General features: G+C 66.0%; 10 protein-coding genes. All 10 read right to left on the reverse strand.

Annotated elements, in window-relative coordinates; translation table 11 throughout:
- Positions 1-193: 193 nt before the first annotated feature.
- Entirely contained in the window at positions 194-1948 is a 1755-nt protein-coding gene (locus B0B01_RS04420; protein WP_083946039.1) for a BCCT family transporter, read from the reverse strand.
- Positions 1949-2077: 129 nt separating this feature from the next.
- On the reverse strand, positions 2078-3190 hold the full coding sequence (locus B0B01_RS04425) for an ABC transporter permease (protein ID WP_076647952.1): 1113 nt from the start codon (positions 3188-3190) through the stop codon (positions 2078-2080).
- A 3-nt stretch (positions 3191-3193) separates the two neighbouring features.
- Positions 3194-5920, reverse strand: coding sequence for a ribosome-associated ATPase/putative transporter RbbA (rbbA, locus tag B0B01_RS04430; RefSeq protein WP_143733011.1), 2727 nt, complete (start codon positions 5918-5920; stop codon positions 3194-3196).
- The gene (locus B0B01_RS04435) at positions 5917-6984 is read right to left on the reverse strand and encodes an HlyD family secretion protein (RefSeq protein ID WP_076647958.1); all 1068 of its coding nucleotides are present in this window, start codon (positions 6982-6984) and stop codon (positions 5917-5919) included. The genes rbbA and B0B01_RS04435 overlap by 4 nt, the downstream gene beginning before the upstream one ends.
- A 296-nt stretch (positions 6985-7280) precedes the next feature.
- On the reverse strand, positions 7281-8465 hold the full coding sequence (locus B0B01_RS04440) for a type III PLP-dependent enzyme (RefSeq protein WP_076647961.1): 1185 nt from the start codon (positions 8463-8465) through the stop codon (positions 7281-7283).
- Between the two features lie 207 nt (positions 8466-8672).
- A complete protein-coding gene (locus B0B01_RS04445) occupies positions 8673-8867 on the reverse strand; it encodes a hypothetical protein (RefSeq protein WP_076647965.1) in 195 nt (64 codons plus the stop codon).
- Positions 8868-8983: 116 nt separating this feature from the next.
- On the reverse strand, positions 8984-9151 hold the full coding sequence (locus B0B01_RS13155; protein ID WP_159438955.1) for a hypothetical protein: 168 nt from the start codon (positions 9149-9151) through the stop codon (positions 8984-8986).
- Between the two features lie 209 nt (positions 9152-9360).
- Positions 9361-10140 (reverse strand): succinate dehydrogenase iron-sulfur subunit, encoded by a 780-nt coding sequence (locus B0B01_RS04450; RefSeq protein ID WP_076647970.1) that lies wholly within the window; start codon positions 10138-10140, stop codon positions 9361-9363.
- A 79-nt stretch (positions 10141-10219) separates the two neighbouring features.
- Complete coding sequence (gene sdhA, locus B0B01_RS04455) at positions 10220-12022, reverse strand: succinate dehydrogenase flavoprotein subunit (RefSeq protein ID WP_076647974.1); 1803 nt, start codon at positions 12020-12022, stop codon at positions 10220-10222.
- A gap of 12 nt (positions 12023-12034) precedes the next feature.
- Positions 12035-12406: a succinate dehydrogenase, hydrophobic membrane anchor protein gene (gene sdhD, locus B0B01_RS04460; RefSeq protein ID WP_076647977.1), complete on the reverse strand. Its 372-nt coding sequence runs from the start codon at positions 12404-12406 to the stop codon at positions 12035-12037.
- Positions 12407-12417 lie beyond the last annotated feature (11 nt).

A 12417-nucleotide genomic window follows, 5' to 3' on the forward strand; every position in this document is an offset into this window, starting at 1 on the left:
TTCCATTCCCCCTGTCCGGCCGTTGACCTGGCCCGCGATGCGCGGGCGATCCACCCTGCTCCGCGACATCCGAAAACAACGGGTCGCGCCGGCGCCCGGACCGGGCGACTGATCCCATGGGGCGGGAATCCCGGAATAATATGGCGGCCCGCCCTGTTTCGGGCGGGCCGCCATGTGGCCACGGGTCCGGCGGTCAGGATGCCGGGATCTGGTTGTCGCGGATCAGCGCCTTCCGCTCGTTGATCAGTCCCGTGATGATCGCCCAGCAGGCGCCCAGCAGCACGATCGTGAAGGGCAGCCCGGTCGACACCGCCATCGCCTGCAGCGACGTCAGCCCGCCGCCGAGCAAGAGCGCGATCGCGACCAGCCCCTCGAAGCTGCACCAGAAGACGCGCTGCGGCAGCGGCGAGTGGACCTTGCCGCCGGAGGCCACCGTGTCGATCACCAGCGACCCGGAATCCGACGAGGTCACGAAGAAGACGATGACCAGCACGATGCCCACGAAACTCGCGATTCCGGTCAGCGGCAGTTGCGACAGCATCTGGAACAGCTGCAGTTCCAGCGCCGCATCCGCAATGCCCGAGAACCCGCCGAGCGTGGCCGAAATGGCGGTGCCGCCGAAGGTGGTCATCCACAGGACCGAGATGATCGACGGCACCAGCAGCACCGCGACCAGGAACTGCCGCACCGTGCGCCCCCGGCTCACCCGTGCGATGAACATGCCGACAAAGGGCGACCAGCTGATCCACCAGGCCCAGTAGAACGTCGTCCAGCCGTGCCGGAAATTGTCGTCGGTGCGCCCGAAGGGATTGGACAGCGGAACGATATTTTCAACGTAGGAGCCCAGATTGCCGAAGAACCCGGTGATGATCTGCCATGTCGGCCCGAACGCGATCACAAAAAGCAGCAGGAGAAGCGCCAGACCCATGTTGAGTTCGGAAAGCCGCTTGACGCCCTTCTCGACGCCCAGAATGACCGAACCGGTCGCGACGGCCGTGATGGCGACGATCAGGATGACCTTCGAGGTCGCGGAGGCCTCCCAGCCGAACAGGAAATTGAATCCGGCCGACGCCTGCTCGGCCCCGATGCCGAGCGAAGTGGCCAGCCCGAACAGCGTCGCCATCACCGCCAGCACGTCGATGACATGACCGGGCCAGCCCCAGATCCGTTCGCCGAACAGCGGATAGAACACCGAGCGCAACGTCAGCGGCAGGCCCTTGCTGAAGGAAAACAGCGCCAGCGCCAGCGCGACCACCGCATAGATCGCCCAGGGGTGCAGCCCCCAGTGAAAGATCGTCGCGGCCATGGCCAGACGGCGTGAGGCAAGTTCGTCACCGGCCGCACCGTTCAGCGGCGCCCAGTCGGTCCGCACGCCGTTTTCAAGAACCGGTCCATCCATGGCGGCGGTGAAATGCCCGAGCGGCTCGCTCACGCCGTAGAACATCAGTCCGATGCCCATGCCGGCGGCGAACAGCATCGCGAACCAGCCCATCAGGTTGAAATCCGGCGTGGCATCCGGCCCCCCGAGCCGGATCGAGCCCAGCGGCGACAGGATCAGCCCGATGGCGACCAGGACAAAGATGTTCCCGGCAAGCAGGAAAAACCAGTCGAACCTGCTCGTGACCAGGCCGAGCAGAGCATCGAACAGCGGCCCGAGCTGGGTCGGAAACAGCAGCGTGACCGCCGTGAACAGCACGACGACGCTTGCCGAAATCATGAAGACGGGGTTGTGGATGTCGAACGCCACCGGGTGGGCGCGTTCGATATTGTCCTGCCCCACCGAATAGCTGGTCTTGATGACATCGGTACAGCCTTCTGGCTCTGGCAGGGCCTCGACACTCGTTTCCGGATCCTGGTGTCCGGCCAACGCCTCGCGGGCCGGATCCCTGTGCTTTGCATTCTCGGGGGTCCGGTCGTCAGGATCCTCCGGCGGGGATGTTTGTGACATATGTCCCTCCCATTGGTCGTTGTCAGGCGCCTGGCCTGGATATGCTTGAGGGAGGAATAGTTTCACATTCTCGTCAGAATTGCCACCGCTGCGGCGGAACGGCCACGAAACCCGTCGATCGGGCGCGCCTCAGCGCAGGAAGCCGCGGAACCGGCGCAGCGCCAGCCGGAACAGCACCGTGCCGATCACGGCGAGCGCCAGAAACTGCGGCCAGACGGTTTCGATCCCCGCGCCCCGGAACAGGATCGCTTGCGAAAGCAGGATGAAATGCGTGTTCGGCGCGGCCAGCATGATGGTCTGGATGATCTCGGGCATGGATTCGCGCGGTGTCATCGCCCCGGACAGCACCTGCAGCGGCATCAGCACCAGCATCATCAGCAGCGCGAATTGCGGCATGGTCCCGGCCACCGTCGCCATGAAGATGCCGAGCGCCGTCATCGCAAAAAGCATCAGCACCGCCCCGGCCAGGAACAGCAGCACCGAGCCCTGCACCGGCACCGCCAGCAGCCCCTGAACCACCACCACCAGCGCAAAGCCCGACCCGAGCAGCACCACAAGCCCCATCGACCAGATCTTGGAGAGCATGATCTCTGCCGCCGTGACCGGCATGACCAGCAGGTGTTCGACCGTGCCATGTTCCTTTTCACGGATCAGCGCCGCCCCGGTCAGCACCAGCGACAGCATGGTGATCGACTGGATCACGCTGGTGATGGCGCCGAACCAGCCCGGATCGAGCGACGGGTTGTAGCGCGCCCTGAGCGCAAGCTCCACCGGCGGGTCCGGCGCGCTGCGATATCCCGCGACGTATTCCGACACTTCGGCGGTCACGATCTGCTGGATATAGCCGCCGCCGGTGAAGGCCTGGCTCATCCGGGTGGCGTCGATGCTCAACTGGACCGCCGGGGTCTTTCCGGCCAGAACGTCGCGCTCGAAATCCGGAGGAATGTGCAGCGCGAAGGTGTCCTGCCCGGCGTCCATCCGGCTGTCGATCTCGGCCGCGGTGATCATCGTCGGCGGCACGAACCAGGGCGGATAAAAGGATGACACGATGCGCGAGGACAGGTGCGACTGATCCTCGTCCACGATCGAAAGCGCGGCATTAGCCAGCGCCTCGGGTGCGGCGTTGGACGACGTCCAGATCGACAGCGAAAAGGAATAGACGATCAGCACCAGCATGATCGGGTCGCGCAGAAGCCCGCGCAGTTCCTTGATTCCGAGGATCAGGACGGTCCTGGCATTCATGGATCACACCGCCTGTTTGCGCAGGAACAGGGCGGCGGCGCCGATGATGGCCGGCACCGCGATTCCCATCGCCAGCATGGGCCCGACCATCTCGGCGATGCCGAACGCCTTGGAGAACGCGCCCCGCGCCGCGGTCATGAACCACGACGTCGGATAGATCGCGCCCATCACCCGGCCGAACCCCGAGAGCGACGAGACCGGGTCGATCAGCCCCGAATAAGACACCGCCGGGATCATGGTCAGCAGCGCCGTGGCGAACAGCGCCGCCACCTGGCTGGCGATGAAGACCGAAATCAGCAGCCCGAGTGCCGTGGCGGCGCTCACATAGATCAGCGCCGCGAGGCTCAGCCCCGGAAAACTGCCGGTAAAGGGCACGGCGAACAGCGTCACGGCCACGGCCATCATCAGCAGGTAGTTCAGCATCGCCAGCGCAACATAGGGCAGTTGCTTGCCCAGCAGGAATTCCAGCCGCGTCACCGGCGTGACATAGAAATTGATGATCGAGCCCAGTTCCTTTTCACGCGTCACCGACAGCGTGGTCAGGATTGCGGGGATCATCATCAGCAGCATGGGGATGATTGCCGGCACCATGGCGATGATGCTTTTCACGTCCGGATTGTATCGGTAGCGGGTGACCAGCTCGAAACTGCCGGCAGGGACCGCGCCGGAGGTCTCGCGCCCCTTGCGCATGATCCAGTCGGCGTGCATCCCCTGCACATAGCCCTGCACGGTACCGGCCCGGCTGGGATTGGCCCCGTCGAACCAGGCCCCGACCTCCGCCGCGCGGCCGCGCGCGGCATCCGCGGCAAAGCCGGGCGGAATCTCGATCGCTAGGCTCAGCTCGCCCGAGCGCATCCGCGCATCCAGATCGGCATGACCCGCAAGCGGCGGATGTTCGGTGAAATACCGCGAACCGGCGATGTCCTGCACGTAATCGCGGCTGGTGGTGGTCTGGTCATGGTCGAGCACGGCGAAACTCAGATCCTCCACATCCATGTTGATGCCCAGCCCCATCACCACCATCAGCAGCAGCGACCCGACCAGCGCCATGGTCAGCCGGATCGGGTCGCGGCGCAGTTGCAGGCTTTCCAGCCGCGAATAGCTGAGCAGGCGTTGCCAGCTGAACCCGGCCCGCTGCACGGGCGCGGCCACATGCGCCGCGGGGGGCGCGGTGACAGGTTCGGGCGGCCCCTCCTCGATGGCTTCTTCCAGATAGGCGATGAAGGCGTCCTCCAGCGTTGCGCAACCGCGGGATGCCTTGATCGCCTCTGCCGTGTCGCTGACCAGAACCCGGCCGGCATGCATCAGGGAGATGCGGTCGCACCATTCGGCCTCGTTCATGAAATGGGTCGAGACGAAGATGGTGACGCCATCCTTGCGCGACAGTTCCCCGAGAATGCGCCAGAACTCCCTGCGCGCGACCGGATCGACGCCCGAGGTCGGCTCGTCGAGGATCAGGATTTCCGGGCCGTGGATCATCGCCACCGCCAGCGACAGGCGCTGCCGGATACCAAGCGGCAATGCGGCGGGCAGGCTGTCCATCGCATCGCCAAGCCCGAACCGCGCCACCATCGCCGCGACGCGGGGCGCGATCGCGGCTTCCTCCATCGCGAACAGGCGCGCGTGCAGTTCCAGGTTCTGCCGCACCGTCAGTTCGGAATAGAGCGAAAACGCCTGCGTCATGAAGCCCACGCGCCGCCGCACCGCCATGTCGCTTGCGTCGACCTCCTTTCCGAACAGGCGCGCGCGGCCCTCGGTCGGTTCGAGCAGCCCGGTCAGCATCTTCATGGTCGTGGTCTTGCCGCAGCCGTTCGAGCCGAGGAAGCCGAAGATTTCCCCGCGCCGGATGCGGAAACTGACGTTATCGACGGCGGTGAAATCTCCGAACCGCTGGGTCAGGCCCTCGGCCTCGATGGCAATGTCGCGGTCGCCCGTCTCGCGCGGCGGGATCGCCAGCGGCTCGGCGACGGTCCCGGCCTGCCCCGGCAGCAGCGCGATGAAGGCATCGTCCAGATTGGCCGTGCCGGTGCGTTCAAGCAGCGCCGCCGGCGTGCCGGTGGCCAGCACCCGGCCCGCATCCATCGCCACCAGCCAGTCGAACCGCGCGGCCTCCTCCATATAGGCGGTTGCGGTGATCACGCTCATCTGCGGGCGGGCATGGCGGATGCGGTCGATCAGATCCCAGAACTGGCGCCGCGCCAGCGGGTCGACACCGGTGGTCGGCTCGTCGAGAATGAGCAGGTCGGGGTCGTGGATCAGCGCGCAGCAGAGGCCCAGCTTCTGTTTCATCCCGCCCGAAAGCTTGGCCGCCGGGCGGTCGCGAAACGGAAGCATCCCGGTCGCCGCCAGCAATTCGGTGCCGCGCCGGTCGCGCTCCGCCCGGTCATGGCCAAAGAGCGCGCCGAAGAAATCGAGGTTCTCCTGCACTGACAGCGTGGGATAAAGGTTCCGGCCCAGCCCCTGCGGCATATAGGCGATGCGCGGACAGACCCGCCCGCGATGGGCCGCATCGCGCATGTCGCCGCCAAGGACGCGGATATCGCCCGCCTGCATCACCCGCGCCCCGGCAAGCAGCGACAGCAGGCTGGACTTGCCGACACCATCCGGCCCGATCAGCCCGACCATGCGACCGGCGGGAATGTCCAGCGTCACGTCATCGAGCGCCGTGACGCGGCCGTAACGCAGCCCCAGCCCTGCAACGCTGGCGACCGGCGCCGCCGCCCCGGTCATTTCACCACATTGCCCAGAAAGGCCGGCCATTCCGCATCCGGGTCCAGCCGGATATAGGCCATGCCCGGCAAGCCGGTCTTGACGTATTCGAGATAGCGCGTGAGCAGGGCGGGGTCGATGCGGGTGCGGATGCGGAACATCAGCTTTTCGCGCTCGTCGGCGGTCTCCACCGTTTTCGGCGTGAACTGCGCCACATCGGCGACATAGGACACGGTGGCGGGCAGCACGAAACCGGGCGCGGCATCCATCACCAGCCGCGCCTCGGACCCGACCTGCACCCGCCCGGCCTGCGAGGTCGGCAGGAAGATCGTCATATAGACATCGCCCAGATCGACGAGACTGAGGATGCGCCCGCCCGAGCCGACGACCTCGCCCTCCTGCGCAATGAGATACTGGATGCGCCCATCGCGCGTGGCCGTCAGGGTGGCATCGTCGATCGAAGCCTCTATCGCGTCGATCATGGCCGCTGCCGCTTCGACCGCAGCCTCGGCATCGACGACCTGCGCCCTTGCCGAACTGATCCCGGCGACAGCCGCCGCATGCGAGGCCTCGGCCGAAGCGACGCCCGCCCTGCCCTGCCGGGCCCGGGCGCGATCATCGTCGAGAACCTGCTGCGAGACCGCATTGCTCCCGGCAAGCTGCTCGGATCGGGCCAGCCGCTGCGCCGCCGCTTCCGCCACCGACGCGGCCTGATCCACCGCCGCCAGAGCGGCACGTTCCTGCGCCTCGGCCTGGGTGACCAGTGCCTGCGCGGTCTCGACACCGATCCGCGCGCGACTGAGCTGTGCCTCGGCCTGACGTTTCTGGGCATTCAGCTGCGCCAGATCCATCTGCACCAGAACATCGCCGGCCCGGACGAAATCGCCCTCGGCAACGGTGATCTTCGCGATCCGGCCGCCGGTGAGCGCGGCCACGTCGATCTCGGTCGCCTCGATACGGCCATTGCCGGCGGCGAATCCCTCGGGCAGGCCGGGCGCCTGCATCCGGGTCCAGCCGTAGTATCCGGCCAGCGCAATGAGCAGGATGATGACCGGCAGGACCTTCTTCGCCCTCGATTTCCACATACCCGACTCCCGCCCCGCAACAATGTCCGCACATGATGGTCATGCGGAGGAAAACCGGTGCCCTGCGAACAGGTGGCACGGCACATCGCGATCAATGCAACGCGGGTTCGGGATGTCAACAGAGGCCGGGCAGCAAGTTGTCGCACAGGGGCAGGACGACCGCGGCGCACCGCTACTTCGCGCCCCCCTAGCGGGCGGCGGCATGCCGGCGCAGATTTGCGGGCATGCGTACAGGGATCACCCGCGGCGGGGGCGGCAGCACCGTTTTCGCTTTGGTGCTGCCGGTTCTCCTGCCTTCAGATCACCACCACGTCCAGCGGCGGAAAGCCGTTGAACCCGACCGAGGCATAGGTCGATGTATAGGCGCCGCAGCTTCGGATCACGACGCGGTCGCCGGCCCGCAGCCCGAGCGGAAGCGCCACCGGGCGGCGCTCGTACAGCACATCAGCGCTGTCGCAGGACGGCCCGGCGAGGATGCAGGGGCCGGTTTCCTCGTGGTCGCGGCCAGTCAGGAACTGGTAGCGGATCGATTCATCCATCGTTTCGGCGAGCCCCGAGAACTTGCCGATGTCGAGATAGACCCAGCGGCACAGATCGCTGTCGGACTTGCGCGCGACCAGAAGAACCTCGGCCGCGATCATCCCGGCCTCGGCCACGAGGCCCCGGCCGGGCTCGGCCATGACATGGGGCACGTCGCCGAAGCGGGCGCGCACCATTTCCATGACGTTTGCGGCATAGGCAGTCGGCGCCTCGATCTCTTCCTCGTAGAAGGCCGGGAAACCGCCGCCGATGTTCAGCAGGGTGAGGTCGTTGCCGGCCTCCTGCGCCGTCCACCAGATGTCGGCCACCTGATCGAGCGTCTGTTCCCACATGCCGGCGTGGCGCGTCTGGCTGCCGACATGGAACGAGAAACCGACCGGATCGAGCCCGAGCGCGTGCGCGAGGTCAAGAAGCCGCAGCGCCTTGTCGGGCGCGCAGCCGAACTTGCGCGACAGCGGCCAGTCCGCCCCGGTCGCGTCGACCAGAAGCCGGACATAGACCTGCGCACCGGGGGCGTTATCCGCGATCTTTTCCAGCTCTTCCTCGGAATCGGCCGCGAACAGCCGCAGGCCGACCTGATGCGCGAAGGCGATGTCGGCGGTACGCTTGATCGTGTTGCCGAAGGAAATGTCCTCGGGCCGGGCCCCGAGCGAGAGGCAAAGCTCGATCTCGGCACGCGAGGCGGCGTCGAAACCGGACCCGAGCCGGACGAGTTCCTCGATGATGGCGCGTTCGGGGTTGGCCTTCACCGCATAGTGAATCCGCGCCGGGCCGAGCCCGGCGGCAAGCGCGCGATACTGCTGCGTGACGCCGGCAAGGTCGATCACCAGCGTCGGGCGGTCGAAATGCGCCGACTGCAGAAAGGTCAGGATGCGGTTTTCAGCGGTTCCGGCGGGCGCAATGCTGCCTGCCGCCGAGAGGCCGGTTACGTAGGCGTTCATTGGTCATCTCCAAAAGACCCGGCCATTCAAGGCCGTCGATACCATCAGAGACGTTACCGTCGCTACATAACCAGGGGTTCGAGCCCTTGGGGTAGAGGCGCGTACGTTGGCGTCTTGGCCGCGCATCTGGGGCAAATCGCTTCGGCTTTCAAGAGGGAAATGTTCTCTTGGGCGCGAAATCAGGATTTGTTGATCGGTGCCCGCCGTTCAGATGGGGACATGGAAACACCGCTTCGGCCGCTGTCCGCGCGGCGCCCTGGTCTCGGCACCGCATGTGACGCAATGCCAGCGGCTTTGCCCGGAATCATCGGGAAATTCGCGCCAGCGGCAGGCGCGTGTCGCGGGACGGGAAAAGACCATCACGAGAATCAGGGCGACCCCGATGGCGATGACCGCGATCATCCCGAATGCTCCCTCCTCCTGCCGTGCAGGTCAGTCAGCCGGACACGGCACCCGGCGGACAGGGCGGCCGCGTCGCCGCCATGTCCCGAACCCTCGTCCGGCACTCGCCGGGATGTTCAGTCCTCGGCCCGGCTGCGGGGCCGGCCGGTCTTGTCCCGCGTGGAACCTGCGCTGCCATCGCGGATCTGGGTCACGCCCTGGGTGAAATAGGCCAGCGATTCGGTGAGGATGCGCAGGGCTTCCTCGGCGCTGATCCTGGAGGGGCGGGCATATGCAGTCGTCATGTCGTGCCTTCTTTCTGCTGCTCTTGTCTTGCTGCAACAGATGGGGGCAAAGGGCCGCGATGACATCCCCCGTTTCCTGCAAGGGGATATGCACGTGCCACAAGGGAAGTAACGTCAAGGTAAAGCAACGGCCATCACCGGCGGGCACCGCCCGGGCGGAATCCGCCGCCGGGGCCGGCCTTCACATGGCTGCCGTCACATGGCTGCCGTCACACCTGCCGGTCCACCAGCATCCGCTTGATCTCAGCGATCGCCAGTGCCGGGTTCAGCCCCTTGGGACAGGTCTTGGTGCAGTTCATGATGGTATGGCAGCGGTACAGCTTGAACGGATCTTCGAGGTAATCGAGCCGCTCGCCCGTCGCTTCGTCCCGGCTGTCGATGATCCAGCGATAGGCATGCAGCAGCGTCGCCGGCCCGAGATAGCGATCCGGGTTCCACCAGTAGGACGGACAGGCGGTCGAGCAGCAGGCACACATCACGCATTCGTACAGACCGTCGAGCTTGTGACGGTCCTCGATCGACTGCAGCCATTCCTTCTGCGGCGGGTTGCTCTCGGTTTCGAGCCAGGGCTTGATGCTGGCGTGCTGGGCATACCAGTGCGTCAGGTCGGGGATCAGATCCTTGACCACCGGCATGTGCGGCAGCGGATAGACGCGGACGTCGCCCTTGACCTCGTCGATGCCGTAGATGCAGGCAAGATGATTGCCGCCGTCGATGTTCATCGCGCAGGACCCGCAGATCCCCTCGCGGCAGGAACGGCGGAAGGTCAGGGTCGGGTCGATATCGGTCTTGATCTTGATGAGCGCATCCAGAACCATCGGGCCGCAGTCATCCATATCGACGAAATAGGTATCGACCCGCGGATTCTCGCCCGTGTCCGGATCCCAGCGATAGATGCTGAACTTGCGCAGATTGGTTGCGCCTTCGGGCTTGGGCCATGTCTTGCCGACGCGGATCTTCGAATTCCTGGGCAGGGTCATCTGGACCATGGTTTTGCCTCCTCGGGCAGTTGGGCTTTCGGCGCGGGCCCGGGTGTTGTCCGGGCCGCGCCCCGTTCGGGAACGGAAATCAGTAGACGCGCGCGCGCGGGGCGATCTTTTCGGGATCGACACCGCCCTCCGCGGGGCTCGTGAGCGGATCGATGACCACCGGCCGGTAGCTGAGCGCAACCGAGTTGCCATCGACCCGGGCGAGCGTATGGACACGCCAGTTCTCGTCGTCGCGGTCAGTGAAATCCTCGCGCGCATGGGCGCCCCGGCTTTCCTTGCGGGCCTCGGCACCGACGATCGTCGCAAGCGCATTCGGCATGAGGTTGGTCAGCTCGAGCGTCTCCATCAGATCGGTGTTCCAGATCAGGCTGCGGTCGGTGACGTGGAGATCATCGAGCTTGCCCGCGACCGCGGTCATGTTGGTCACGCCCTCGGACAGCGTTTCCGCGGTGCGGAACACCGCCGCGTCGGCCTGCATGGTCTTTTGCATCTCGAGCCGCAGCTCGGCCGTCGGCGTGCCGCCGCTCGCGTGGCGCAGCGCATCGAAACGCGCAAGCGCGCGGTCCACCTGTTCGCGGTTGGTCGCGGGCACCGGCGCGTCGCGGTCGATCACCTCGCCAGCGCGGATCGCGGCGGCGCGGCCGAACACCACGAGGTCGATCAGGCTGTTCGAGCCAAGCCGGTTCGCCCCGTGCACGCTGGCGCAGCCGGCCTCTCCGACCGCCATGAGCCCGGGATAGACCCGCTGCGGATCGTCCTCCGACGGGTCGAGCACCTCGCCAAGGTAATTGGTCGGAATGCCGCCCATGTTGTAATGCACCGTGGGCAGCACCGGGATCGGATCGCGCGTCACATCGACGCCGGCAAAGACGCGCGCGGATTCGCTGATGCCGGGCAGGCGCTCGTGCAGCGCCTCGGGCGGCAGGTGCATGAGGTTCAGATGGATGTGATCCTTGTCCCTGCCGACGCCGCGTCCCTCGCGGATCTCCATGGTGATGCAGCGCGACACCACATCGCGCGACGCCAGATCCTTGTAATGGGGCGCATAGCGCTCCATGAACCGCTCGCCCTCGGAGTTGGTCAGATACCCCCCCTCCCCGCGCGCGCCCTCGGTGATCAGGCAGCCCGAACCATAGATGCCGGTCGGGTGGAACTGCACGAATTCCATGTCCTGGAGCGGCAGGCCGGCCCGGGCCGCCATGCCGCCGCCGTCGCCGGTGCAGGTATGGGCCGAGGTGCAGCTGAAATAGGCGCGCCCGTAGCCGCCGGTCGCCAGCACCACCATCTTGGCATTGAAGACATGGATCGTGCCGTCGTCGAGCTTCCAGCACACCACGCCGGTGCAGGCGCCGTCGGTGATCACGAGGTCGATCGCGAAATATTCGATGTAGAATTCGGCCTTCTGCTTCAGGCTCTGACCGTAGAGCGTATGCAGGATCGCATGCCCCGTGCGGTCGGCCGCGGCGCAGGTGCGCTGCACCGGCGGGCCTTCGCCGAATTCGGTGGTGTGGCCGCCGAAGGGGCGCTGATAGATCTTGCCTTCTTCGGTGCGCGAAAACGGCACGCCGTAATGTTCAAGCTCGTAAACCGCCTCGGGCGCGGCGCGGGCGAGATATTCCATCGCGTCCATGTCGCCGAGCCAGTCGCTGCCCTTCACCGTGTCGAACATGTGCCACTGCCAGTTGTCCGGGCCCATGTTCGACAGGCTTGCGGCAATGCCGCCCTGCGCGGCCACCGTGTGGCTGCGGGTCGGGAACACCTTGGTCACGCAGGCCGTGCGCAACCCCTGTTCGGCCATGCCGAGCGTTGCCCGCAACCCCGCGCCGCCGGCGCCCACCACCACGACATCGAATTCGTGGGTTTCGTATTCATAAGCTGCCATGGGTTCCCTTCCTCAAAGCGCGATTCTGACCAGCGCGAACAGCCCGGCGGCGATCAGCGCGTAGGCAATGGCCGTCACGCTCATGATCATCACCTTGGCGGTCACGCCCTGCCAGTAATCCTGAATCATCATCTGGGCGCCCTTGCGGAAATGCACGAGCCCCACCACCAGCACCAGCGCCGTGAGGATCGCGACCAGCGGGTTGGAAAAGGTCGCAAGCACCTCGTCGTGGCTTTTCCCCAGAGAGCTGCCGACGATATAGACAAAGGCCGGCACGATGAGGGCAAGGCCGAAGGCACTGACCTGCATGAACCAGTGATGCGCGGTGCCCGAGCGGGCCGAACCGTCGTGCAGCGCGCGCTTGCGGTCGGTAAGATAACGCATGGTCTGCCCCT

The sequence above is a fragment of the Pontibaca methylaminivorans genome (assembly GCF_900156525.1).
GTDB classification, from domain to species: domain Bacteria; phylum Pseudomonadota; class Alphaproteobacteria; order Rhodobacterales; family Rhodobacteraceae; genus Pontibaca; species Pontibaca methylaminivorans.

Coding starts and splice junctions, on each gene's coding strand:
- B0B01_RS04420 (WP_083946039.1), bottom strand. CDS start 1,948: ATGTCACAAACATCCCCGCCGGAGGATCCTGACGACCGGACCCCCGAG.
- B0B01_RS04425 (WP_076647952.1), bottom strand. CDS start 3,190: ATGAATGCCAGGACCGTCCTGATCCTCGGAATCAAGGAACTGCGCGGG.
- rbbA (WP_143733011.1), bottom strand. CDS start 5,920: ATGACCGGGGCGGCGGCGCCGGTCGCCAGCGTTGCAGGGCTGGGGCTG.
- B0B01_RS04435 (WP_076647958.1), bottom strand. CDS start 6,984: ATGTGGAAATCGAGGGCGAAGAAGGTCCTGCCGGTCATCATCCTGCTC.
- B0B01_RS04440 (WP_076647961.1), bottom strand. CDS start 8,465: ATGAACGCCTACGTAACCGGCCTCTCGGCGGCAGGCAGCATTGCGCCC.
- B0B01_RS04445 (WP_076647965.1), bottom strand. CDS start 8,867: ATGATCGCGGTCATCGCCATCGGGGTCGCCCTGATTCTCGTGATGGTC.
- B0B01_RS13155 (WP_159438955.1), bottom strand. CDS start 9,151: ATGACGACTGCATATGCCCGCCCCTCCAGGATCAGCGCCGAGGAAGCC.
- B0B01_RS04450 (WP_076647970.1), bottom strand. CDS start 10,140: ATGGTCCAGATGACCCTGCCCAGGAATTCGAAGATCCGCGTCGGCAAG.
- sdhA (WP_076647974.1), bottom strand. CDS start 12,022: ATGGCAGCTTATGAATACGAAACCCACGAATTCGATGTCGTGGTGGTG.
- sdhD (WP_076647977.1), bottom strand. CDS start 12,406: ATGCGTTATCTTACCGACCGCAAGCGCGCGCTGCACGACGGTTCGGCC.